The organism is Anaerotruncus sp. AF02-27 (assembly GCF_003465835.1).
Taxonomy (GTDB): Bacteria; Bacillota; Clostridia; order Oscillospirales; family Ruminococcaceae; genus Anaerotruncus; species Anaerotruncus rubiinfantis.
The window spans coordinates 50,489-73,735 of the sequence record NZ_QSBX01000008.1 but is presented as its reverse complement, the minus strand read 5'-3'; the positions used below and the strand labels follow the sequence as shown (position 1 = coordinate 73,735).

Sequence of the window (23,247 nt, the reverse complement as noted above, 5' to 3'; positions counted from 1 at the left end):
TGTGAGAGGTGGACGGAAATGAGCGAAAAGCCCAATTTCCTCCTGGTGAGCGCCCAGGTGCTGCCGGAGGTTTTCCTGAAGGTTGTCGAGGCGAAGATGCTGCTTGCGCAAGGTAAAGCAAAAAGCTCTTCCCAGGCGGCAAAGCTGGCGGGCATCTCGCGCAGCGCTTTTTATAAGTATAAGGATTCCGTCTATCTTTATGATGAGCGGATGAGTGAGAGCCTTGTGACCTTCTCACTCACGCTGGAGGACCGGCCGGGCGTGCTTTCCTCCACCCTGACCGAACTCTATAAGGCGGGCGCGAATATCATCACGGTCAACCAGAACATCCCGGTTGACGGCGTGGCGATCGTTTCGATTTCTGCGCGTATCGGCAACGCGAGCTGTTCACGTTTGGAAATCCTGGAGATGCTGGGAAACCTCGACGGGATTGTCGAAGCAAAGACCATTTGAGAAAGAAAATCACGGGGATATAAGACGGTCCCCGTCAGGGAGGTAGCAACATGATCAATATTGCCGTACTGGGATATGGCACGGTTGGCTCGGGCGTGGTGGAGGTTTTCTTCAAAAACCGCGAAAGCCTGCAGAAAAAAGCGGGCCAGGAGCTGGATCTCAAATACATACTGGATGTGCGGGATTTTCCCGACAGCCCGTTCGCGGACCGCTTCACAAAGGATTTTAACAAGATCCTGGACGATGATTCGGTCAAGGTCGTCGCCGAGGTGATCGGCGGTATTGAGCCGTCCTACGGTTTCACCAAGGCCTGCCTTGAACGCGGCAAAAGCGTTGTGACCTCCAATAAGGAACTGGTCGCGCAGAGAGGCGCCGAGCTGCTCGCGGTTGCGCGGGAGCACCACTGCAACTATCTGTTTGAAGCGAGCGTCGGCGGCGGCATCCCGATCATAAGGCCGCTGCATATGTGCCTGGCGGCGAACCAGATCGATGAGATCGCGGGCATCTTAAACGGCACGACCAACTTTATCTTAACCAAAATGATCCGTGAAAATATGGCGTTCGACGAGGCGCTCGCGCTGGCACAGAAGCTTGGCTACGCCGAACGCAACCCGGCCGCTGACGTGGAGGGCCACGACGCCTGCCGCAAAATCTGCATCCTGGCGTCGCTGTCGTTCGGCGAGCATGTTTTCCCAAAGGACGTCTACACCGAAGGCATCACCAAAATCACGCTCGAGGACGTCGCGTATGCGCAGGATTTCGGCTCGGTCATCAAGCTGATCGGGCGCTGCAAACGCGCCGGCGACGGCGGAAAGATCACCGCGATGGTCGCGCCGGCCTTCATCCATCATGAGAGCCAGCTCGGCACGGTGGACGACGTATTCAACGGCATCCTCGTGCGCGGCGACGCGACCGGCGACGTTGTGTTCTACGGCAAGGGCGCGGGCAAGCTCCCGACCGCTTCAGCCGTTGTGGGCGATATCATCGAATGCGTCAAAGCGACCGATACCAGCCCTTCGCTGCGGTGGAATCCGTCGGAGGGCGGCAATGTCGCGGACCGCGCGGACAATGTGACCCGGGTCTATCTGCGCTGCCGTTCGGACGAGGTCAAGGTGCTGGAGGTGGCGAGGAAGCTGCTCGGCGAGGTGCAGGTGCTTTCCCGCCCGGGACAGCCAGCCGACGAGTTTGCCTTTGTGACCGAACGACCGCTGCCGGAGCGCACGATTGACGCGGCGGTCGAAAAGCTCACCGGGATGGGCGTGGAGGTCCTCGGAAAGATCCGGGTGCTGGACTATTGACGGTGAAGATACGCATCCCGGCGACTTCCGCGAATATCGGGCCGGGCTTTGACTCAATCGGCCTTGCGGTCGATCTTTACAACTACATCACGATGGAGGAATACGACGGCGTTGTGATCGAATCGCTCGACCGGGCCCCGGTCCCGGCCGACGAAACCAATCTTGTCTATTCGACCGCGAAGCACCTCTATGAATTGTGCGGAGTGCCGTTTCGCGGACTCAAGATCGGGCAGATCAACAACATCCCGTTCGCGCGCGGGCTTGGAAGCTCCTCGGCCTGCGTAATCGGTGGGCTCAAGGGCGCGAACAAACTGATGGGCAACCCCGTTTCAGATGCGGAACTCATCAACATTGCGGCCGGCATCGAAGGGCACCCGGACAATTCCACCCCGGCGCTCTGCGGCGGGCTGGTCACGGCGGTGTTTGAAGCCGGGCGGGTCCATTATGTCAAGCAGGAGATCAGGGGGGAACTGCATTTTGTGGCGGTCATCCCGGATTTCGAGCTCAAGACTTCGAAGGCGCGCGCGGTGCTGCCCGACCGGATTGACCGCAGGGACGGCGTTTTCAACCTGTCGCGCGCGGCACTGATGTCGGTGTCGCTCTACAGCGGCAATTACCAGAATCTGCGCATCGCAGCCGATGACCGGCTGCACCAGCCGTACCGAATGGGGCTCATCCCGGGCTTTGAACCGGTGATGGAAGCCTGCTACGATCTGGGCGCCTATGCGGTTTATCTGAGCGGCGCGGGTCCGACGCTGATGGCGATCGTCGACGCGAAGCTCTCGGATTTCGGCGACTGCGTCGCGCGGCGGCTTCCGTCGCTGGGACTCGGCGGCTGGCAGGTGCATACACTGTCTATAGACAATTTGGGCACCGTGATTGAGCGGGTATAACAGGATTTTTGAATCTACATTTGGAGGAATAGCAATGAACTTAGTGGTACAGAAGTTCGGGGGATCGTCCGTAAAGAATGCGGAGCGCGTCTTTAACGTGGCGCGGATCGTTACGGATACTTACCAGCAGGGCAACAATGTGGTGGTTGTGGTTTCCGCGCAGGGCGATACCACCGACGACCTGATTGCAAAGGCCCAGGAGATCAATCCGAACGCATCAAAGCGAGAGATGGATGTCCTGCTCACCACCGGTGAGCAGATTTCGATGTCACTGCTCGCGATGGCGATCGAAAAACTTGGATTTCCGGTGATTTCGCTGACCGGCTGGCAGGCGGGCATGCTGACCGACTCGACCCATGGCGCGGCGCGTATCCGCCGGATCAACAAGGAACGTATCGACAACGAGCTTTCCAAGCGCAACATCGTGATTGTGGCGGGCTTCCAGGGGATCAACCGCTATGACGACCTGACCACTTTGGGCCGCGGCGGTTCGGATACGAGCGCGGTCGCGCTGGCCGCTGTGCTGCATGCCGATCTGTGCCAGATCTACACCGATGTGGACGGCGTTTACACCGCCGACCCGCGCCTTGTCAAGAATGCAAGGAAGATCGACGAGATTACATACGACGAGATGCTCGAGCTCGCGACGCTCGGCGCGGGCGTCCTGCACAACCGTTCGGTCGAGATGGCGAAGAAATACAACGTGAACCTTGAGGTTCTTTCGAGTTACACCCAGAATCCCGGCACCAAGATTAAGGAGGTTGTCAAAATGGAAAAAATGCTTGTCAGAGGCGTCGCAAGAGATAACGATGTTGCCCGTATTTCGATCGTCGGTGTTCCCGATCAGCCGGGTATTGCGTTTAAAATATTCTCCCAGCTTGCCGCAAAGAAGATCAATGTCGATATCATCCTGCAGTCGATCGGCCGCGACAACACCAAGGATATCAGCTTTACCATCTCCCGTTCCCATAAGCAGGCCGCGATGGAACTGATGGAGGAGATCAACAAACAGGTGAATGGCAAGGGAATCCTCTGCGATGACAACATCTCGAAGGTTTCAATTGTCGGCGCGGGCATGCAGTCGAATCCCGGCGTTGCGAGCAAGATGTTTGAGGCGCTTGCGGAGGCGCATGTCAACATTCAGATGATCTCGACCAGTGAAATCAAGATCTCGGTGCTGGTTTCGCTCGACGACAGCGAGAAAGCGCTCAGCGCCATCCATGACGCATTTGAAATGTAAGAAGAATGTTCAAAAAGCCCCCGGCCACGGCCGGGGGCTTTTTGGTTTATGTTTATTTTGCCGGTGTGGAGGCGATCCGTTCAACCTCCAGCGTGGCTTCGTTGTCGCCTTCGAGCGCGGCGGTCGCCAGAATCTGGCCGACCAGGAGCTTGAAGTTATTGGAGGAGACGGTTGCGCCTGCGACATTCTCCACTTTGGTGACGTCGTTATCCGCGCCGTTCCAGTTCTTTTCGAGCGCGTCGAATGCCTTTTCCGGAGTCATGCCGGTCTTTTCCTTCTGCTTGGCAGCCAGCTCGGTATCCTGCGATTTCAGCTTGGTCTCATCAGCCTTGCTGATCGCATCGAATTCCTTGATGGTGACCTTGTCGCTATCGATGCGGATCACCACGTAATCCTTCCAGCCATTTTCATCGAAGTCGGTGAACTGTGCGCGGTAGGTGCCGTTCACATACCGTGGGGCAATGATCTCCTTTTCCCCTCCGGAGATCATGTTTGCGAGCAGCGGGTTCATCAGTTTGCTGAACGATTTGGTGGCGGAAGCGCCGTTGGTGGGGGACATGACCTTCGTCAGGTCGTCGCCCGCTTCGATGAAGTTGGTGACGATCTGCGGATAGTAATAGGACGGGCCCTGGTTGCCGGAATTGAGAGACGTGTCGGTGGTGATGCGGGATGCCGGGTCGTCCTTACCGATGGCGTCGTAGGTGATCGTATCGATGAGGCCGTCTTTGACAGTCAGTTCAACATATTCCTTCCAGCCGTCCGAATTGAAGTCAGGCATGGTGGATTTATAGGTGCCATCCGCATATTTGCCCAGCGTGACCGATTTCTGATCGCCCGCTTCGGCGGATTCGAGCGCGGTTCGCATCATGCGGATAAACCGGTAGGTGTGCTCCTCCTGGTCTTTGATGGGTTCCATTTTATCGAGATTCCCGCGCACGCCGTTATATTCCTCAAGGATCAGCTGTGCGGCTTCGAGGGCTTCTGCCTCGGCGGTGGTGAGCGCTTGGGAGGAGGAATCCGCCGAAGCGCTGGCTGTGGATTCCGCACTGGAGGAGGCGGAGGAGGCGGAGGAGGCAGGCGTGGAAACCGCTTCACCGGATGCGGAAGAATCGCCTGTCTGGGAAGCCGGGCCCGGATCCTCTTTCATGCCGTATTCCTCAATAGTGATTTCATCGTCCTTCACCGAAATGGTCAGGTAGTCGAGCGTGCGGTCGATGGCGGGCACCGCATAGGAGACGGAATATTCTCCGTCCTGATAGACGTAGACCGGCTCCGGCTCGGAAGAGGAGGAAGGCGGTTCGGCCGGTTCGGTTTCCCGCTTACAGGCGGAAAAGGAAGCGGCAACCAATGCGGCGGCGAGCAGAAGCGACAGGATTTTTTTCATCTATGTACAACCTCCGATAATACAGATAGGATTCCGTTAACCTAAAAATTATACCATTCAGCTTCTGCAAAGTCAATCCGGCTCCAACCCATTCCAGGCAGTTTGCCTTTGCGGTAGGCGGGGCCCAAAGACCGGTCTGCCCAGTTTTTTCTGTATCTTGTGGGTGGGGAGAGAATATGATAATATGAAAAAAATGGATTTTCTTTGGGAAATCCACATGGCAGGAGGTTCCTATGAAACGTTTTTTATCGACGCTTACCATCTGGCTGATCCTTGTCTTTCTGTTTACCTTCTTCTTCGCGGGATATCTGCTGGACCCGCAGCACATTTATCGTGCCGCCGCTTTTCTGGCGGTTGTGCTGGCCGTCGCTACCGAGCTTTATACAGAACAGTCGCGAAAAATAGAGGGTCTGGAGAAGCGAATCCAGGAACTTGAAGAAAAACAGTGAAATGTTTCCCTAAAAATTTTGAAGGGCCTGTGCAAAAACGAAAAAGCCCGCGGCCAATTGGCTGCGGGCTTTTTCTGTGGGTTTTCAGGAAAGGGCGGATGAAGTGGGATTGGCCGCAGGGATGGGTGCGGGAGCATTTTCAAGCGCGGCCATTGGACGCACCTCACGCGCGAAACTCTGGGGCGGGATGCTGCGGGTAGAAGCCGCATCATGCAGGACATTGAGCTTGTCGCCGGGTGCAAGTGCGTTGAAATCCAGATAAAACTGGGTGGAATCGTTGAAATTAAACCGGTACTGCATGCCGTTTTCGTCAACCGGGTCAAGCAGCAGGTAGTTTTCTTCGGTGTTTGCTTCGACGAGGATACCGTTATAGACCACAAGATCCACAGGTCCCATGTCATTGACCGCGATGGCGGTGACAGTTCCGGAAGCGTCCGGCTGGCCGCCGTAGAAAATTTCCAGATATGAGCCGTTGCCCATACCGGCGGTGTCAAAGCTGTACCGTGTATTTTCGTCCAGAACGGCCTGCAGGACCGGGTAGCCGAAATCAGTGCCGGGCACCTGCCGCAGGATCAGGGCGGTGTGCCCATTGTCATCCACGGCAAAGTCGTCCACCACGCCGCGGTAGACCGCAGCGTCAGCGACATGGATCGGTTCGCTTGCAAGGGGGATATCCTGAGCCTGGCCGGCGGAGAGAATTTCATAAGCGGCGCTCTGGGGCGGGATGCTGAATGTGGCGGCCGGGCTGTGCCGGATGTTGAGCAGATCCCCGGGCTGGACTGCGGAAAGGTCGATGCCGATGATCGTGCTCTCATTAAAATGAAAAATATATTCCTCGCCGGAATCATCCTGCATGGTGAGAGAGCCGGTTTTGCCGCCGTCTTGGGTTTCCACCGAAACGACTGCGCCTTTATAATCAATTGCATCGTCCGGGACGAGCTGTTCGGCGGCCTCAATGATGGAACTGGAGGATTCCAGATCCGGCTCGGAAGAAGCGGCGGTGGAGACGGGTTCAGCGGGCGGGGCTCCCGTGGAACAAGCCGCTGCCGTAAGCAGCAGGGCGGAAAGGATCAAAGCGGTTAAGATTTTTTTCATAATTGACCTCATACTTTCATAGGAATGGATTGTACTCAATAAGTGCGGCATAGGCGGCGTTTTATTGCACAGGGAAAAAGCGCTTGTTGAAAATTGTCGGATGATCAGATATAATGGACAAAGCGGACAAGGCGTGGGAAATGCCGCGCAAATCAAAAGAATGGATGGAGAAGGCTATGCCCAATCTCAAATATGTGCTCAGCCGCATCGCCGGGATGGATTACGGCGCAATGTTCAAAACTGCAAAGACCGTACATGCGCGAACCGGTAAAAATACGCTCATGATCCTTGCGGATATCGCAGCCTGCGGATTCAAATACCAGGCGGGCTATATGGATTATCTGGTGTTCGAGTTTTACCTTTTGAACGCTGCCCAGCGCAGAACCTATATCACCCGCGGCCAGAATAACCGGTTCGTCCGGCTCTTAAACCCGCAGGAGAATTGGCATCTTCTGGAGGATAAGATCGAATTCCTCAAGCGGTTTGACGGGCTGACCGGCCGCAGCTGGATTGATCTGCGGGAAACCACTCACGGAGAATTTGAAGCGTTCTGTGAAAAGCATCCGAAGTTTGTTGCAAAGCCGCTCGACGGAACCTGCGGGCGCGGGGTGGAGTTCATTGAAATTTCGGACAAGAGCCAGATTGTCGGGCTTTATGACATGCTGATGGCGGGCAAACAATATCTGGCGGAGGACTTTATCGTCCAGCACCCGGATATCAGCAAAATTTATCCGCTGTCGGTCAATACGCTGCGGCTGGTGACCATCAAAAACCATGATACGGTGCATCTGGTCTTTTCGAGCATGCGCATCGGCAACGGCAAGAAGGTCGACAACCTCAATTCGGGCGGCATGGCCGTGATTGTGGATATGGACACCGGAAAGATTTCCACGCCGGGCGCGGATAAGGACGGCAAGGCCTACCATACCCACCCGATGACCGGAGTGGAACTTGCAGGCTGCCAGATTCCGTTTTATCAGGAGTCGGTCGCGCTCGTGAAGGAAGCCGCGATGCGCATCCCGGAGCTCGGGTACATCGGCTGGGACGTGGCGGTTTCCGAAAAAGGCCCGATGCTGATCGAGGCGAATCATTTCCCGGGACATGACATCTACCAGTTTCAGGTGCATCTCGGGCCGGATCGGATCGGACTGCTTCCGCGGTTCGAGAAGGCGGTCGAAGGGCTGTAAAATCCTAAAAATAAAAGCCGTCCCCGGTTTCGCCGGGAGCGGCTTTTATTTTTATCCAAGCATCATGCGGTCGTTATCAAATTCCTTGCTGCTCTGCTTCTTAAAAAGTGTCAGCAGCTTCGGAACTGTCATGCCGCTGCGTTCCGGTCCGCTGATATCCAGGATGATCCTGCCTTCGTCCATCATGATGGTGCGGCTGCCGCAGGAGAGCGACTGGTGCATGTTGTGGGTGATCATCATGGTGGTGATCTTATCCTTGCGGACGATCTCCTGCGTGAGAAGTGAGACCTTTTCGGCGGTCGCGGGGTCGAGCGCGGCGGTGTGCTCATCGAGCAGCAAAAGTTTTGGGGTGACGATGGTGGCCATCATCAGCGTGACCGCCTGCCGCTGCCCGCCGGAGAGGAGTCCCATTTTGGTGTCAAGCCGGTCCTCCAGCCCCAGATCCAGCTCTGCGAGCCGGTCGCGGAAAAACGCCCGGTCTTTTTTGCTCACGCCGAAGGAGAAGCCGCGCCTGGTGCCGCGCAGATAAGCCATCGCAAGGTTCTCCTCAATGGTCATGTTCGGCGCCGTACCCCCCAGCGGGTCCTGGAACAGCCGCCCGATGTGCCTGGCGCGCCGGTAATCGCGCTGAAAGGTAATGTTTTCCCCATCGAGCCAGATGTTGCCCGCGTCGATCAGAAACGCGCCGGCAATCGCGTTGAACAGGGTGGATTTTCCAGCGCCGTTGCCGCCGATGATCGTGACAAAATCCCCATCCGCGAGCGTGAGGTTCAGATCGATCAGCGCGCGGCGTTCATTTACGGTACCGGGGAAGAAGGTCTTGCTGACGTTTTTCAGTTCAAGCATTTTTGGCGGCCTCCTTCATCAGTTTACGAAGTTTGAACTGCTCGATTACGGCTGGATAGCAGATCGCCACGGTGACCAGCACGGCGGAGATGAGTTTGAGAAAGAGCGGGTTCATGCCGCGCGCGAGCACGAACGCGATGATCACGCGGTAGAGCACCGCGCCGAGTACGACGGCAAGAATGTTGCGCCAGACGTTTAGACGGCCAAAAACCACTTCGCCCACGATGAGCGACGCAAGCCCGATGACCACCATGCCCACACCGGTGCTGGTATCGGCAAAGCTCTGGTATTGGGCAATCAGCGCTCCGGAAAGCCCGACCAGCGCGTTTGCCAGCCCCAGGCCGATGAACTTCATCCGGTCGGTGTTGATTGAGGAGGAACGCACCATATCGGCGTTGTCGCCGGTGGCGCGGATACAAAGCCCGGTGGATGTGCGGAAAAAGACGATCAAAAAGGCGCAGACCACGATGACGGTACCGAGCAGCACTGCCGCTTTATAATAGGCCGCCTGCGAAAGGGTGAAAATCCCCGGCATGCCCAGCAGCGCGATGGTCGGCGCGCCGCCCATCACACACAGGTTGATGGAATAGAGCGCGGTCATCGAGAGAATGCCCGCCAGAATGGGGGAGACGCGCATCTTGGTCTGCAAAAAGGCGGTGACCATCCCGGCGATCCATCCGGCCGCAACCGCGAACAGCAGCCCCAGATAGGGGTGCCCTTTCATGGTCAGCACAGCGCAGACCGCGGCGCCGAGGGTGAAACTGCCGTCCACTGTGAGATCCGGGATATCGAGTACCCGGTAGGAAACGAACAGCCCCAGCGCGACCAGCGCGTAGATGAGTCCCAGTTCGATTGCACCCTGCAGTGCGAGCATGCTCATACGATCACTCTTTCCAAAAATTTTCGGGTTATGCCGGCGGGATTATTCCACAACGTTTGCGTTTGCAAGAAGATCCGACGGGATGGTGACGCCGATCGCCTCGGCGGTGGATGTGTTGATGGTGGTGGAGAAGTTTGTCAGTGTCTCAACCGGCACTTCGGAAACCGGAGTGCCTTCGAGCACCTTGACCGCCATCTGGGCGGTCTGCTTGCCGAGCTGGACGTAATCGACGCCGATGGTTGCGAAGCCGCCGTCGATAACCATCGAATCGGCGCCGGTGTAGATCGGGAGCTTCGCCTGCCGCGCCACGTCCGCGTAGACCGACATCGCGGTCGCGACGGTGTTGTCGATTGGGGTGTAGAAGGCGTCGCACTTGCCGACAAGCGACTGCGCCGCCTGCTGGACCTCGCCGGTGTTCGCGACGGTAGCTTCAACATAGGAAAGGCCGTTCGCGTCGCAGTAGGCCTTGGCTTCGTCTATGACCGTCACCGAGTTGATTTCGCCCAGATTATAGATCATGCCGACCGTCTTGACGTTGGGGGTGAGCTGTTTCATCAGCGCGAATACCTGGTCGATCGGGATCGCGTCCGAGGTGCCGGTGATGATGCCCTCCGGCGCTTCGGGGTTCTGGACGAGCTTGGCGGCGACCGGATCGGTCACAGCGGAAAAGACGAGCGGGATCTTCGGCGCGGCGGCCGCGGCGGAGAGCGCCGAAGGGGTTGCGATCGCAACAATCATGTCCTTGCCGTCTCCGGCAAACTTCTGGCAGATCGAGTTGAGGTTCGACTGGTCGCCCTGCGCGTTCTGGTAGTCAAGCGCCACCTTGTCGGGGCCGTAGCCGAGCGCTTGCATTTCCGCTTCAAACGATTCACGGATCTGGTTTAAGGAGGTGTGCTCCATGATCTGCACGAGGCCGATCTGGAAGGTGTCAGATGCGGAAGAAGCGGCGGAGCCCGCCTGCGAAGCCGCCGCGGAGGACTGCGTCTGTTCATTTGCGCCGCATGCGGCGAAGGATACGGTCATCGCGAAAGCCAAAATTGCTGCAAAAATCTTTTTCATGTTCATTTGCTCCTTTTACATAAATTCTAAAAATTTATGTTGGGATGATACCGTGCCGGGGCTTTTTTGTTCGTTTTCCGGATCAACAACAAAAAACACCTGTCCTCATACAAGGACAGGTGCAAAACCTGCGGTACCACCTTGATTGATGTCAAAGACATCCACCTCATCAGAGCGCCAACACGCCCCTTGCCCTGTAACGTGAGCATACGTCGCGGGATACTTGGCCTGCGGCCTTTCATCGCGCCCTCGGGAGTCCATTTGTCCGCCCCGCGTTCCGTCCGGGTTCTCAGCATCCCCGGCTCTCTGTGCGTGCGCCTGCGGTTTTATCTCTCCGTCTCCGGTTTAGAATGTATTATAAGCGTAAGAATTCGATTTGTCAATAGCTTATGCGATAGTTTATGCAAATTGCTTAATTCTGGTGCGTTGTTGCCCGCAGTCCTTCGTATCCCCTTGCATCCAGAAGTGCTTCCGCAACAGCGATTGCGACCGCCGCTTCAACCACCGGCACCGCCCGCACCACGACGCACGGGTCGTGCCGTCCATGGATGCTGACATTGCCCTGGGTATGCGCGCGAAAATCCACCGTCTGCTGTTCCTGAGAGATCGAAGGAGTCGGTTTGAAGGCAACGCGCAGGATGACCGGCATGCCGGTCGAGATACCGCCCAGGATGCCGCCCGCGTTGTTCGTTTCGGCGGCGATTTTTCCATTTTTCAAGGCGAATGGATCGTTGTTTTCGGAACCGCGCAGGTCGCTTGCGGCAAAGCCCGCGCCGAATTCGAGCCCCTTGACCGCCGGGATGCCGAATACGATTGAGGCGACCGTGTTTTCAAGCCCGTCGAACATCGGCGAGCCGATCCCGGCCGAAAGGCCGGTCACCCCGCATTCGACAACGCCGCCCACCGAGTCCTGCGCCAGGCGCGCTTCTTCAATCGCTTGGGCCATCCGGTTCCCGGCGGCTTCGTCGAGGGTGGGAAAACTGCGGGACGCGGCGCAAAGGAGCGTTTCTTTGCCGAGCGAAACGGGATCGAACCGCCGGTCGTCAATTCCGGCGATGCGGCAGGCGTGCGCGCCCACCAGGATTCCCTCGCGCGCAAGCAGCTGCTTGGCCACGCCGCCCGCGAAACAGAGCGGCGCGGTCAGCCTGCCCGAGAAATGCCCGCCGCCGCGCACGTCGTTATATCCGGCGTAGCGCAGAAAACCGGTGTAGTCGGCGTGTCCCGGCCGTGCGACCGAGGCGAACTGCGTATAATCGGCGGAATGCTGGTCGCCGTTTAAGATGACGGCACACAGCGGCGTGCCGGTCGTCACCCCCTTATAAAAGCCGGACTGGATCTGCGGCGAATCGAGCTCCTTACGCGGGGTGCTCGCTTTGTTTTTGCCCGGCGCGCGGCGCTGCATGAAAGCGTTCAGCTCCTCCATGTCGAGCGTAAGCCCGGCGGGAACCCCGTCAAGCACCACACCAATCGAACGGCCGTGGCTCTCGCCGAAGACCGAAATTTTAAAGTTTTTCCCCCAACTGGACGACATCGCATCCACCTCCCAATTTTTGAAAGTCGTCAAAGAAGTCCGGATAGGATTTCGCAATTGCGCCCGCGTCTCGAATGATGACCGGCGCTTCGCAGCCGAGCGCCGCCACTGCCGCGCTCATGACAATACGATGATCGTTCATGCCGTCCACGATTCCGCCGTGAAGTTTTCCGCCGTGGATGACAAGCCGGTCGGGGAATTCCTCAACCGTCCCGCCAAGCCCACGCAGCAGCGCGGTGACTGACGTAAGCCGGTCGCTTTCCTTGATCCGCAGACGCGCGGCGTTATAAATTTCGGTTTCCCCTTCGGCGAAGGCGGCGGTCACCGCGAGGACCGGGATAAGATCCGGGATCGGGCCCGCGTCGATCCGGATGCCGCGCAGCTTTGCGGCCTTGCACTGGATCGCGTGGGCATCGGCGGAAATGTCCGCGCCGAACCGTTTGAGAATTTCCACGATGGCGCGGTCGCCCTGTGTGGAAACGCTAGAAAGCCCGGTGAGCCGCACCTCGCCGCCGGCCGCACCCGCGCAGAGCCAGAAGGCCGCGTTCGACCAGTCGGCCTCGACTGCCCGGTCTCCGGGACGGTAATGCTGCCCGCCGGGGATTTTCCAACCGTTTTCGGTGGGTTCAACCGTGATCCCGGACGTGCCGAGCGCCGCAAGGGTCATGTCCACATAGCCGGCGGACTGGAGCGGGGAGGTGAGGACGATCTCACTTGCTTCGTCAAGCAGCGGCAGCGCGAAGAGCAGGCCGCTCACAAACTGGCTGCTGACATCCCCGGGAAGTTCATAACGTCCCGGGGTGAGGCGCCCGCGCACAATAAATGGCATCTTTTCGCCGGAAAAGGAGATGCCGTGCGCTTTGAGCGCGCGCATCAGCGGGCCGAGCGGCCGTTCGGGCAGGCGCCCGCGTCCTGCGATCGTGGCAGTGAGACCGAGCGCGCAGGCGACCGGCAGCAGAAAACGCAGGGTTGAGCCGCTTTCGCGGCAGTCAAGCAGAACCATTTTGTCCTGGGGCCGGCATCCGCTCGTGATCTTTGCGCTGCCATCCGCTGTGAAGTCAATCTCTGTCCCCATTGAACGCAGTACGCCGGTGGTCGCTGCCATGTCTTCCGAGCTGGCGAGCGGCGCGACAACGCTGTTTCCGTCAGCGAGCGCGGCGCAGATGAGCGCGCGGTGCGCCGCCGATTTGGAGGGCGGCGCGGGCAGCTGCCCATGAAGCGCCCCGGGATAGACGCAAAAATCAGCCATGGAGATCACCCCGCATGAAGGCTTCGAGCTTTTCCACCGGTACCGGGTGCAGCGCCGCTTTGCCGATCCGGTCAAGGGTGATCAGCGTGATTTTGTTTCCGGCGCGTTTTTTGTCGCCGCGCGCGTGCCCGCAAAGCGTTTCAACCGGGTAGGGGTTGGCGGTCGGGAGCCCGTAAATTTTGCAGCACCGGGCGAGTTTGTCCGCAGTTCCCGGCGGGGTGATCCCGGCTTTCTCGCAAACTTGGGCGATCAGAACCATGCCGATGGCCACGCCCTGTCCGTGAGTGATGGTAAAGTGGGATTCCTTTTCAATGGCGTGGCCGAAAGTGTGGCCGAAATTTAAAATCTGACGCAGGCCCTTGTCCCGTTCGTCGCTCTCAACGACATCGCGTTTGAGTGCGACGCAGCGCGCGACGATCTCCGCAATCCGCTTGTCAATTTCGCCGTGTTCAAGCAGCGCGAAAAGATCCCCGTCGAGGATGGCTCCGTATTTGACAACTTCGGCCATGCCGTCTGAAAAGATCTCTTCAGGCAAAAAGGAAAGCATGGCGGTGTCGCAGACGACAAGCGCCGGCTGCCAGAAAGCGCCGACGAGATTTTTGCCTTCGGGGATATCCACGCCGGTTTTGCCGCCGACCGAGGAATCGACCATTGCGAGCAGGGTGGTGGGCACCTGGACAAAATCGATCCCGCGCAGCCAGGAGGCTGCCGCGAATCCCGCGAGGTCGCCGACCACGCCTCCGCCGACCGCGATGACCACATCTGTGCGGGTGATGCCGTTTTCGGAAAGAAAGCGGTAAACCTGCCGCACCGTATCCAGATTTTTGGATGGTTCGCCATTCGGGAATATGAACTTGCAGGTTTCGTAACCCGCCGCCTGAAGTCCCGCTTCGAGCGCTGGAACAGGCCCCAGGGCTTCGCCAGGATGTCCAAGGCCGTTCACGCGGTCGTCGGTGATGACCGCGAGCTTTGGACGGCGCTGCCCGTAAACCTCTGCGAAGAGCTCCGGAAACCGGGAAAGCAGCCCATGCCCGATATGGATTTGATACGGTCTGCCGGTTTTAACATCAATCGTTTTCATGGTCGAGCGCCTCCTTGATCCTTCTGCCATGGTCGAGCAGTTTGTAAAGCCGTTCGGAATCGCCTTCGGCAATCGCGTCACGGTATTCGTGGATGTGTGTGATGAGCGTGTCAATCTCCTCGAGCAGCGCACCGCTGTTTTCAAGGAAGAGCTCGGTCCACATCTGGGGATTGAGCTTCGCGACGCGGGTCAGATCCTTGTAGCTGCCTGCGGAAAAGCCGTCGTGCCGCTGCGCGCGCGGGCTTTTGATATAGGCGCTTGAAACCACATGCGCCAACTGTGAGGTAAAAGCGATCATCGCGTCGTGCGCTTCGGGGGTGGTGCGGTTGATTGTTCCAAAGCCGATATCTGCAAATAGCCCGGTGAGCAGATCAAGCGCTTCCTCGGGCGTATCGCCGTCCGGCGTAACGATCATGCTCGCGCCGCGAAAAAGCTGCGCGTCCGCGCCGCAGAATCCCCAACATTCCTTTCCGGCCATCGGATGGCCGCCGATATAGGTAATTTGATGTTCGGCGCAAAGACTGGCGAGGCTTTTGACGACATATCCTTTGATGCCGCACAGATCCATCAGGATACTGCCGGGACGGAAGGTTCCGATGTGCTTTTTTACAAAGTCGACCGTCTGCTGCGGATAGAGTGCGATAAAGACAAGATCGCACATGGAAAAATCAAAGTCCTTGACCATATGGTCGATCGCATTGCAGCCGGTCGCGTCATTCAACACGGCTGCGTCCTTATCGCATCCATAAACAATATGAGGGGTGCAGCGTTTGAACGCCTTTGCCATCGAGCCGCCGATCAGCCCAAGCCCAACCACGCCGATTTTCAGGACGGGTTCTTTTTCGATTCCGAACATGCGTAACGCCTCCAAAGATCAATTAACAGATGTATTATATCAAAAGCGCAACAAAAATCATAGGGCAGATTTGGCGAATGCGACGGGGAATGATCGGGAAAAACTGTTGCATATTCTGATTGAATGGGGTAAAATAAGAAAAAGACTGTTTTTGTATAGTTGGGAGACGTGATTATGGCTGCTTATGACGTGATTATCATCGGCGCGGGTCCGGCAGGACTCACCGCGGCGATCTATGTCCAGCGCGCGGGCTACCGTTCATTGGTGCTCGAGGAATATGTATATGGCGGGCAGATGGCCAATACTCCCGAGGTGGAGAATTATCCGGCTGTGGGTAAGATCAGCGGTGCGGAGCTTGGGATGAACCTCTATAACCAGGCGGTCGAACACGGCGCCAAGATCGAATTCGATGGAGTAAACGCGGTGGAACTGGCCGGGATGGAAAAATCGGTCGATACCCAATCGGGCAAACATTACACTGCCAAAGCGGTCATTATTGCCAACGGTGCGAAACGCCGCAAACTTGAAATCCCCGGGGAGGAAGAATATGCGGGGCGCGGCGTTTCTTATTGCGCAACCTGTGACGGCGGCTTCTATAAAGGAAAAATTACCGTCGTGATCGGCGGCGGCAACACCGCCGTGGAGGACGCGCTCTACCTTTCAAACGTCTGTGAGAAGGTTTACCTGATCCACCGGCGGGATGCGTTCCGTGCTTCCAAGGTGCTTTCCGATAGCCTTTATAAGCGGGAAAATATCGAACTGGTGCTCAGTGCGGTACCACTGGAGATCCTGCCCGAGGAGGATGGGAAAAAGGTCGGTGCAATCACGGTGAAGGATGTAAATACCGGGGAAGAACGGAGAATTGCTGCCGACGGCGTGTTTGTAGCGGTCGGTTTGGTACCGGATAACGAGGTGTTTGCCGGCCAGATCACACTCGATAAAACCGGCTATATCGTTGCAAATGAAGACACCCGTACCAATCTGCCTGGCGTCTTTGCGGCGGGCGATACCCGTACAAAATCCCTGCGTCAGATCGTGACGGCGGCCGGGGACGGTGCGGTCGCGGCGTTCGAGGCGGGTAATTATATTGCGTCGCTCGTCTAAAAGAGAACAAAAGAAGGATGCACGCTGTGCATCCTTCTTTTGTTGTGGCCGTCTGAATGGGAGCATCCGCGCATATAGATACCATGAGGTGATCGTATGTACAGGGTATATTCGCGAAGGGCAGTCCTTCCGGCGGTGGGGTGCATTCTGCTGGGGGTTCTGCTGCTGTTCGGTGTGGCGGGCCGTGCGATGCACACCTCCGCCGCGGAACGGGAATTGCCGGTTTATTCAGTGGATACCGAGGAAAAAGTCGCGGCGCTCGGGATCAACTGTGCCTGGGACGACAGCGACATCGACAAGCTGATCGGGTTACTTGACGAACGCAAAATCAAGGCGACCTTTTTCCTGGTGGGCGACTGGTGCAAAAAATATCCGGAAGCGGCCAAAAAACTGTCCGCGGCCGGGCATGAGCTTGGAAGCCATTCCAATACCCATCCCGATATGACGAAGCTTGGCCGGGAGGAGATCGTAAAGGAGCTTGACGATTCAAAACGGATCATTGAGGAAACGACCGGACAGAAGCTGCATCTCTTCCGGGCTCCGTCCGGTGCATATAACGATATGGTGATCTCGACTGCGCGTGCCCTTGGCTGGGAGGCTATTCAATGGTCCAACGATTCGGTTGACTGGAAGACACCGCCAGTGGAAGAGATGGTGGAAAAGGTATGCGGCCGGGCCGCCCCGGGGGATATCATGCTTTGGCCCGCAGGCAAGGCAAACCCCCCCGCCGCGCTGGCACAAACACTCGACCAGCTCACGACACGGGGTTACCATTTTGTCACGGTTGGAGAACTTATATACCCCGCGCCGTATACCATTGATCACACCGGTCGGCAATCTCCCAAAATGTAACAGAAGCCCCGGACAGGAATTCCTGTCCGGGGCTTCTGTTTTTCCAATTAACCCCTGATTTTGCCAGTGAAGTGAAGAATATTTCGGAAAAATTGAAAGCGCTTCGAAATTTATATGGATAATTAATATAATAATATAATTAAAAGTAAATTATTAATATGATATATTGACAAAAATAAATCCATATGATATAGTTTTAATTAAATCAATTAGAAAGCGTTTTCAAAACATTACCCTTCTTAAAATGTGATTTTTGCCCTTGGAGAGGGGCTTTAATAACTACTACTAAATTAAAAGGAGCAGAAGAAATGAAAAAGAAGGCAATGAAAAAACTGGGAGGATTCTTATTAGCGGCAATTTTACTGTTTACAACTAGCGCATGTGGCGGCGGAAACCAAAGTGCAGCTCCTCAGGCTCAGGCCGAATCTCCAAAAGCCTCTGGAGATTCAGTGGAAAGCGCGGAAAAGCCGGATAAAGTTTATACCATCAAATTGGGATATGTTCAAGGTGATAAAGATCCCGTTACAATAGGTTTATATAAATATAAAGAAATTGTAGAGGCGGGAACCAATGGGGGAGTACAAGTCGAGGTTTACCATTCCAATCAATTGGGTGATACACCTGATCTGCTCGAACAGATTAAAACCGGCTCCAATGTTGGATGTATCAGTGATGCTTCCCGCTTCTCTGGTTCTGTTCCGGAATTGGCTATTTTAAATGCGCCATACATCTACGAAAGTTATGAGGACGGCAAAAAAGTAATTTCCTCTGATATTGCGCAAAAAATGTATGATGATCTGAATAAAAAAGAAGGCTACAAAATTCTCACCTTTAACTGGTGGCAAGGTTCCAGAAACTTTATCACCAATAAAGAAGTTACAAAAGTTGCAGATCTGTCCGGTCTGCGAATCCGTTCCCCAGGCACTCCTCTCTATAACAAAATGATTGAAGCGCTTGGCGCGAAACCCACGGGGCTGCCCTGGAATGACATTTATAATGCTATGGAAACCAAGGTAGTGGATGGCGCCGAAGGGCAGACACCGGGAATCTATGCAGCGCGTTTGCAGGAAGTTGCGGAATACATGAGCCGTACCGGACATATCCAGCTTTTTACGGCACTGATTGTGGGCGATCAGTGGTTCAATGCATTGCCTCAGGAGTATCAAAAGGTTATGCTGGAAGCTTCTCAGGAAGCTGGAGATTATGCTTCGGAAATTGCTAGGAATGAAACCGCCAATATGGAAAAAGAAATGGAAGCTGCTGGTATGAAAATAACCGATGTGGATACTGCCGAATTCAAATCTGCAATTGATAAGATGTATAAAGACTTCCCGGAATTTACTGAAGTGAAGAAAGAGATTGATGAATTCTTGAAAAACGGCTGAATACCGAAATAGACCGTGGATATGAAAGGCAAAGCGGGGGTTAGCCCGGCGTAGCCTTTGCGGGCGGTGAGATTCCCGCTGTAGTATCCGCAGCGGGAATCTCGCCGTTTTGTTTATGTCGTTATCGTTCAGATTGTCCAACAATGAATCCTGCATGAGATGCTGTTATAAATCTGGATTTTTGGCAGTCGGGCGATATAGCGATGATTGCGATGGGATCTATTTTTGTGTATTCGTGAGACAGGTGGATGGCAAGGCCGCTACCAAGGCCAGATGGGAAAGTAAGATTTCTTTATTCGTTAGCTGAACAAGAAAGCAAAGCCTCTGTTGAGAACAGACTCCTCCTGCCGCCTTTGCTAGAGATCCTCATTTGACTGGGAGTTCCGGACTTTCCGAACACTTTTCCTGATGCCCTCAATTTAGATTGGATATAGGAGGAGTTCATTTGCGTAAATTGATAGATTTATGGAAAACGTTTGAAGATCGATTCAGCATGGTTTTATTAAGTATCATGGTAATTCTGGTCTTTTTGTCAGCGGTTGCACGTGCCGTTGGGCGGCCAAATCCATGGTCGGTTGAGGTTGCTCAGCTGCTTTTTACCTGGTTTACTTTTGCTGCGGCATCGGCCACTTGGCGCAGAAATGGACATGTATCGGTGGACATTTTTTATAATCGATTTCCTAAAAAGATCCAGATAGTCTGTGACTATATCAGTCTGATCTTGACCGCTGTATTTTTAGGATATATCAGCACTTATGCCGTTGTTTTGGCAATCCAAAATTATGAGCGTCGATTGAACGTGCTGCCGATCAGTTATTCTTGGATTACCATCAGCGTTGCTATTTTCGGCTATGCGATGCTGTTGACCACTATCTTCCGAATTATCCGAAAAATTCGAGGTCAGCAAGAGATCCTTGATACAGATGTGGATACGGAACAAGAAAGGGAGGCGCAGGGTAAATGATGTGGGTTGTAGTCATCCTGTTTTTAGCTTTGTTGATTATCAAAATGCCATTGGTTTATGCCATTGGTATCGCCTCCTTAAGCTATTACATTATGGTCCCGGATCTTACAATTTCCATTGCTGTTCAGCGCATGGTATCGACTACACAGGGGTTTACCATGCTGGCGATACCATTTTTTATTCTATGCGGGAGTTTGATGAATGCGTCCGGCATCACAGACAGACTTGTCAAATTTTCAATGAAGTGTATTGGCCATCTGTTTGGCGGTCTGGCCTGTGTGAGCTGTCTGCTCAGCGCTGTCATGGGTGGTATATCCGGCTCTGCGGTGGCGGACGCTACGATGGAAGCGCGAATTTTAGGCCCATCCATGCTGAAGAGAGGATATTCCAAAGGCTATTCCGCCGCAGTGGTTGCGCTTAGTTCCACGATCACGGCTACGATTCCTCCCAGCGTTGGGCTGATCATTTTCGGGGCAATAGGCAACGTTTCCATCGGCCGCCTGTTTGTCGGTGGGATCGTGCCGGGCATTTTGATGACAATTGCCCTTTTGATTCCGTCGTATTTGATTGCCAGAAAACGGAATTATGCGAGAGAAAGCGAGAAAATGCCTCCGCTTAAAGAAATCGGCGCAAGCCTGTGGGAATGCATTTGGGCGATGTTGTTTCCGGTTCTGCTGATCGTTGGAATTCGTTTTGGTGTGTTTACCGCATCGGAAGCTGGTGCGTTTGCGGTTGTTTATGCTCTGTTTGTTGGCAAGTTCATTTATAAAGAACTTACCCGGGAGTCCCTGGTTAAGGTTATGAAGGATGCCATGAAAGATTGTTCCGTGGTTTTATTTATCACGGCTGTTGCGGCTATATTTGGCTATGCGTCTACCTACAGCGGACTTCCGCAGATCCTTGCGACGGCGTTAACGAAATTGACAGAAAGCAAATACCTGATGATGATTGTTCTGACACTGTTCCTGTTCATCATGGGCATGTTCATGGAAAGCACGGTGAACACGATGCTTTTTACCCCGATCATGCTGCCGATTGTCATGAATATGGGGGTTGACCCGGTCCATTTTGGATTGATTTTCGAACTGACGGTCATCATTGGCGCAATGACTCCTCCGGTAGGAACGGCGATGTTTTCGGTGTGCGATATCCTGAAATGTCCGGTGGAAGAATATGTAAAGGAATCAATGCCGTTTTTTGGCATGATATTTGTGGTCATAGCACTTATGATTTTCTTCCCGGATATGGTGTTGTGGCTGCCGAATCTGGTTTATGGTGCTGCATAAAACAGAAATAACTTATTATATGTATTATTCAAGGAGGAATGGAAATGGCCCAGTATAAAAATGTTAATGAAGTGCCCCAAATTAGAGATGGAAACAGGCCGCACAAGGTATTCATGGATGGTTTCTTAGCTTCTTTTGAGACCGAACCAACTCCGGTTCTGGCTGACTGGAGGATGCTGGAAAATGGCAAGGTAATTCATGCCGGAAACCATTATGTTGATGAACCTTTTATTATTAAAGCGAATGACGGTTCATGGGTATGCTCCTTAAGTATCGGCGATGGACAGGAAGCCGATAACAGCCAACGGACCACCATTCGCCGTTCGACAGATCAGGGAAAAACTTGGGAAGAACCCATTGATATAGAGCCTGCGGACGGTCCGGAAGGATCAAAAGCGGTTCTGCTGAAAACTGCGTTCGGAAGAATTTATGCTTTTTATATTTATAATAATATAGATGTCAGGGAGATTCCCGGCGACAATCCGCCATATGATTCCGGAATGTGCCGCCGTGTCGATTCATTGGGGGAATTTTGCTACCGTTACAGCGACGATAACGGTAGGACCTGGTCGGTCAAACGTTATGCGATACCGATGCGCCAGTTTGCGATTGACAGGGAAAATCCGACGGGGGGAAAGATCCTCTTTGGCATGAATTCCGCGATTCCGCTGGTCATGGGAGACACCGCGTTTGTTCCATTCACGAAGGTCGGCAGCTTTGGGGAAGGGCTCTTTTCACGCAGCGAGGGCGTTTTGTTCAAATCGTCCAACATCATGACAGAGCGCGATGCCGATAAAATTGTGTGGGAGACGCTGCCGGATGGCGATATAGGTCTTCGGGCACCCGATGGGGCCGCGCCTATCGCGGAAGAGCATAGTTTCCTTTCCACTTCCAATGGCCGAATTCATTGTGTCTATAGAACCATTGACGGCTGGCCCGCGATATCGTATAGCGATGACGGCGGTTATACTTGGACCGAGCCTGTTTGGATGTCTTATGCAGATGGCAAACGTGTGAAATGTCCGCGTGCGGCAAATTTTGCATGGAAGACTTCGGACGGAAGATATCTATATTGGTTCCATAACCACGGTGGGGCGGGATTTTTGGATAGGATTGGAAAAAACAGTCATTATTCCTTTGAGGACCGCAATCCGGTCTGGCTTCTTGCCGGTCGCGAAGTTGAGCATGAGGGTAAAATTGAGTTGGAGTGGTCTCAGCCGGAAATTGTTTTATATACGGACGATCCAATTGTACGGATTTCTTATCCTGACCTTTTGGAAGACGATGGGGAGTACTACTTGACGGAAACGAACAAGGATATTGCTCGTATTCATCATATCGATAAAACGTTCCTTGAGGATATGTGGAATCAATTTAATGTTTGCGAGGTCACGAAGCGTGGCTTAATTTTAGAATCTTCAGGTGATGAGGTTCTGAAAGCCCCAATTCTTCCGGATTTTGCACGGTTGAATGAAAAGTATTCAGATTATCGCAGCCAAAGAACGCGTCAGGGATTTACCATTGATTTTTGGGTGGAGAATACTGGTAGTGGTGAGATGTTGTTTGACAACCGGACGACGGATGGCAGGGGTACTTGTATTTTCACAAATGAGCGGGGAGGGGTAACGATCGTACTGCGGGACGATATGACTGAAAATACGTGGTCCAGTGACGATCATATCCTTGCGCAAGCAGGGCCGCACCATATTGGCGTCGTTGTTGATGGCGGCCCCAATGTCATTTCATTTGTAAGCGATGGAAGGTTTAATGACGGCGGAGATGCGCGTCAGTTTGGATGGGGGCGCTTCAGTCCTTATTTGGAAAGTGCGCGTGGCGGTGAAACGGCAGTGATCGGAAAGAAGATCAAGAAACTGCGGGTATATGATCGGGCGCTGCGGACAACTGAGCTGATTGGCAATTGGCGAGCTGGCAGCGAGGGCTGATCAAAGGGCAAGAAATCTGGTATTGAAAGATTTAGACGCCGCGTTGCGCGCTGCGTTCAAACTGCGGTGCGCAATGCGGTGTCTGACCTAACCATATTTCACTAAATATTTTATATGTTTTTAATTGGTGTTATAATTTATAGCAGATCTAATGGTGGAAATGATGGGCATTTCAAAATACCAAGAGGAAAAGACTTGATAAATATTGAATC

21 protein-coding genes are annotated in these 23,247 nt (G+C 54.5%); 12 read left to right on the top strand and 9 right to left on the bottom strand.

What is annotated here, in order from left to right; genetic code table 11:
• The first annotated feature begins 18 nt into the window (after positions 1-18).
• The 4 genes from DWV16_RS08445 to DWV16_RS08430 are packed head-to-tail and all read left to right on the top strand — an operon-like array spanning position 19 to position 3,884.
• A complete protein-coding gene (locus DWV16_RS08445) occupies positions 19-453 on the top strand; it encodes an ACT domain-containing protein (RefSeq protein WP_066458505.1) in 435 nt (144 codons plus the stop codon).
• Between the two features lie 50 nt (positions 454-503).
• Positions 504-1,751, top strand: coding sequence for a homoserine dehydrogenase (locus tag DWV16_RS08440; RefSeq protein ID WP_118478713.1), 1,248 nt, complete (start codon positions 504-506; stop codon positions 1,749-1,751).
• Between the two features lie 2 nt (positions 1,752-1,753).
• A complete protein-coding gene (thrB, locus tag DWV16_RS08435; protein ID WP_066460402.1) occupies positions 1,754-2,644 on the top strand; it encodes a homoserine kinase in 891 nt (296 codons plus the stop codon).
• Between the two features lie 34 nt (positions 2,645-2,678).
• A complete protein-coding gene (locus tag DWV16_RS08430) occupies positions 2,679-3,884 on the top strand; it encodes an aspartate kinase (protein ID WP_066458511.1) in 1,206 nt (401 codons plus the stop codon).
• Positions 3,885-3,936: 52 nt separating this feature from the next.
• Here the strand turns inward: DWV16_RS08430 and DWV16_RS19025 are convergent, their stop codons facing one another.
• On the bottom strand, positions 3,937-5,268 hold the full coding sequence (locus tag DWV16_RS19025) for an FMN-binding protein (RefSeq protein ID WP_118478711.1): 1,332 nt from the start codon (positions 5,266-5,268) through the stop codon (positions 3,937-3,939).
• Positions 5,269-5,501: 233 nt separating this feature from the next.
• Between DWV16_RS19025 and DWV16_RS08420 the strand changes: the two genes are divergently transcribed.
• Positions 5,502-5,717, top strand: coding sequence for a hypothetical protein (locus tag DWV16_RS08420; RefSeq protein WP_118478709.1), 216 nt, complete (start codon positions 5,502-5,504; stop codon positions 5,715-5,717).
• 84 nt (positions 5,718-5,801) lie between these two features.
• Here DWV16_RS08420 and DWV16_RS08415 read toward each other — a convergent pair whose 3' ends face one another.
• Positions 5,802-6,812: a hypothetical protein gene (locus DWV16_RS08415; protein ID WP_118478707.1), complete on the bottom strand. Its 1,011-nt coding sequence runs from the start codon at positions 6,810-6,812 to the stop codon at positions 5,802-5,804.
• Positions 6,813-6,988: 176 nt separating this feature from the next.
• Here DWV16_RS08415 and DWV16_RS08410 point away from each other — a divergent pair, with 176 nt between their 5' ends.
• Entirely contained in the window at positions 6,989-7,999 is a 1,011-nt protein-coding gene (locus DWV16_RS08410; RefSeq protein ID WP_158572824.1) for a sugar-transfer associated ATP-grasp domain-containing protein, read from the top strand.
• 51 nt (positions 8,000-8,050) lie between these two features.
• Here DWV16_RS08410 and DWV16_RS08405 read toward each other — a convergent pair whose 3' ends face one another.
• From DWV16_RS08405 to DWV16_RS08370, 7 genes are all read right to left on the bottom strand, one after another.
• Positions 8,051-8,845 carry an ABC transporter ATP-binding protein gene (locus tag DWV16_RS08405; RefSeq protein WP_066458527.1) on the bottom strand — a complete coding sequence of 265 codons (795 nt, stop codon included), beginning with the start codon at positions 8,843-8,845 and terminating at the stop codon, positions 8,051-8,053.
• Positions 8,838-9,725, bottom strand: coding sequence for an ABC transporter permease (locus tag DWV16_RS08400; protein WP_118478703.1), 888 nt, complete (start codon positions 9,723-9,725; stop codon positions 8,838-8,840). The genes DWV16_RS08405 and DWV16_RS08400 overlap by 8 nt, the downstream gene beginning before the upstream one ends.
• 42 nt (positions 9,726-9,767) lie before the next feature.
• Complete coding sequence (locus DWV16_RS08395; protein ID WP_066458533.1) at positions 9,768-10,784, bottom strand: ABC transporter substrate-binding protein; 1,017 nt, start codon at positions 10,782-10,784, stop codon at positions 9,768-9,770.
• A gap of 412 nt (positions 10,785-11,196) precedes the next feature.
• Positions 11,197-12,315 carry a chorismate synthase gene (gene aroC / locus DWV16_RS08385; protein WP_118478701.1) on the bottom strand — a complete coding sequence of 373 codons (1,119 nt, stop codon included), beginning with the start codon at positions 12,313-12,315 and terminating at the stop codon, positions 11,197-11,199.
• On the bottom strand, positions 12,287-13,564 hold the full coding sequence (aroA, locus tag DWV16_RS08380; RefSeq protein ID WP_118478699.1) for a 3-phosphoshikimate 1-carboxyvinyltransferase: 1,278 nt from the start codon (positions 13,562-13,564) through the stop codon (positions 12,287-12,289). Before aroA ends, aroC begins: the two co-directional genes overlap by 29 nt.
• Entirely contained in the window at positions 13,557-14,645 is a 1,089-nt protein-coding gene (gene aroB / locus DWV16_RS08375) for a 3-dehydroquinate synthase (protein ID WP_118478697.1), read from the bottom strand. The genes aroA and aroB overlap by 8 nt, the downstream gene beginning before the upstream one ends.
• Positions 14,632-15,501, bottom strand: coding sequence for a prephenate dehydrogenase/arogenate dehydrogenase family protein (locus DWV16_RS08370; protein WP_195376831.1), 870 nt, complete (start codon positions 15,499-15,501; stop codon positions 14,632-14,634). Before DWV16_RS08370 ends, aroB begins: the two co-directional genes overlap by 14 nt.
• A gap of 174 nt (positions 15,502-15,675) precedes the next feature.
• Between DWV16_RS08370 and trxB the strand changes: the two genes are divergently transcribed.
• From trxB to DWV16_RS08340, 6 genes are all read left to right on the top strand, one after another.
• A complete protein-coding gene (gene trxB, locus DWV16_RS08365; RefSeq protein ID WP_066458548.1) occupies positions 15,676-16,605 on the top strand; it encodes a thioredoxin-disulfide reductase in 930 nt (309 codons plus the stop codon).
• Between the two features lie 96 nt (positions 16,606-16,701).
• Positions 16,702-17,457: a polysaccharide deacetylase family protein gene (locus tag DWV16_RS08360; protein WP_118478695.1), complete on the top strand. Its 756-nt coding sequence runs from the start codon at positions 16,702-16,704 to the stop codon at positions 17,455-17,457.
• Between the two features lie 308 nt (positions 17,458-17,765).
• On the top strand, positions 17,766-18,842 hold the full coding sequence (locus DWV16_RS08355) for a C4-dicarboxylate TRAP transporter substrate-binding protein (protein ID WP_118478693.1): 1,077 nt from the start codon (positions 17,766-17,768) through the stop codon (positions 18,840-18,842).
• 445 nt (positions 18,843-19,287) lie between these two features.
• Entirely contained in the window at positions 19,288-19,806 is a 519-nt protein-coding gene (locus DWV16_RS08350; protein WP_066458578.1) for a TRAP transporter small permease, read from the top strand.
• Positions 19,803-21,092 carry a TRAP transporter large permease gene (locus DWV16_RS08345; RefSeq protein ID WP_341472910.1) on the top strand — a complete coding sequence of 430 codons (1,290 nt, stop codon included), beginning with the start codon at positions 19,803-19,805 and terminating at the stop codon, positions 21,090-21,092. Before DWV16_RS08350 ends, DWV16_RS08345 begins: the two co-directional genes overlap by 4 nt.
• Before the next feature lie 44 nt (positions 21,093-21,136).
• Positions 21,137-23,035: a sialidase family protein gene (locus DWV16_RS08340; RefSeq protein ID WP_158572823.1), complete on the top strand. Its 1,899-nt coding sequence runs from the start codon at positions 21,137-21,139 to the stop codon at positions 23,033-23,035.
• The last annotated feature ends 212 nt before the right edge of the window (positions 23,036-23,247 follow it).

Coding starts and splice junctions, on each gene's coding strand:
- DWV16_RS08440 (WP_118478713.1), top strand. CDS start 504: ATGATCAATATTGCCGTACTGGGATATGGCACGGTTGGCTCGGGCGTG.
- aroB (WP_118478697.1), bottom strand. CDS start 14,645: ATGAAAACGATTGATGTTAAAACCGGCAGACCGTATCAAATCCATATC.
- DWV16_RS19025 (WP_118478711.1), bottom strand. CDS start 5,268: ATGAAAAAAATCCTGTCGCTTCTGCTCGCCGCCGCATTGGTTGCCGCT.
- DWV16_RS08395 (WP_066458533.1), bottom strand. CDS start 10,784: ATGAAAAAGATTTTTGCAGCAATTTTGGCTTTCGCGATGACCGTATCC.
- DWV16_RS08415 (WP_118478707.1), bottom strand. CDS start 6,812: ATGAAAAAAATCTTAACCGCTTTGATCCTTTCCGCCCTGCTGCTTACG.
- DWV16_RS08340 (WP_158572823.1), top strand. CDS start 21,137: ATGGCCCAGTATAAAAATGTTAATGAAGTGCCCCAAATTAGAGATGGA.
- aroC (WP_118478701.1), bottom strand. CDS start 12,315: ATGTCGTCCAGTTGGGGGAAAAACTTTAAAATTTCGGTCTTCGGCGAG.
- DWV16_RS08430 (WP_066458511.1), top strand. CDS start 2,679: ATGAACTTAGTGGTACAGAAGTTCGGGGGATCGTCCGTAAAGAATGCG.
- DWV16_RS08370 (WP_195376831.1), bottom strand. CDS start 15,501: ATGTTCGGAATCGAAAAAGAACCCGTCCTGAAAATCGGCGTGGTTGGG.
- DWV16_RS08345 (WP_341472910.1), top strand. CDS start 19,803: ATGATGTGGGTTGTAGTCATCCTGTTTTTAGCTTTGTTGATTATCAAA.
- trxB (WP_066458548.1), top strand. CDS start 15,676: ATGGCTGCTTATGACGTGATTATCATCGGCGCGGGTCCGGCAGGACTC.
- DWV16_RS08400 (WP_118478703.1), bottom strand. CDS start 9,725: ATGAGCATGCTCGCACTGCAGGGTGCAATCGAACTGGGACTCATCTAC.
- DWV16_RS08420 (WP_118478709.1), top strand. CDS start 5,502: ATGAAACGTTTTTTATCGACGCTTACCATCTGGCTGATCCTTGTCTTT.
- aroA (WP_118478699.1), bottom strand. CDS start 13,564: ATGGCTGATTTTTGCGTCTATCCCGGGGCGCTTCATGGGCAGCTGCCC.
- DWV16_RS08360 (WP_118478695.1), top strand. CDS start 16,702: ATGTACAGGGTATATTCGCGAAGGGCAGTCCTTCCGGCGGTGGGGTGC.
- DWV16_RS08405 (WP_066458527.1), bottom strand. CDS start 8,845: ATGCTTGAACTGAAAAACGTCAGCAAGACCTTCTTCCCCGGTACCGTA.
- DWV16_RS08410 (WP_158572824.1), top strand. CDS start 6,989: ATGCCCAATCTCAAATATGTGCTCAGCCGCATCGCCGGGATGGATTAC.
- DWV16_RS08445 (WP_066458505.1), top strand. CDS start 19: ATGAGCGAAAAGCCCAATTTCCTCCTGGTGAGCGCCCAGGTGCTGCCG.
- DWV16_RS08355 (WP_118478693.1), top strand. CDS start 17,766: ATGAAAAAGAAGGCAATGAAAAAACTGGGAGGATTCTTATTAGCGGCA.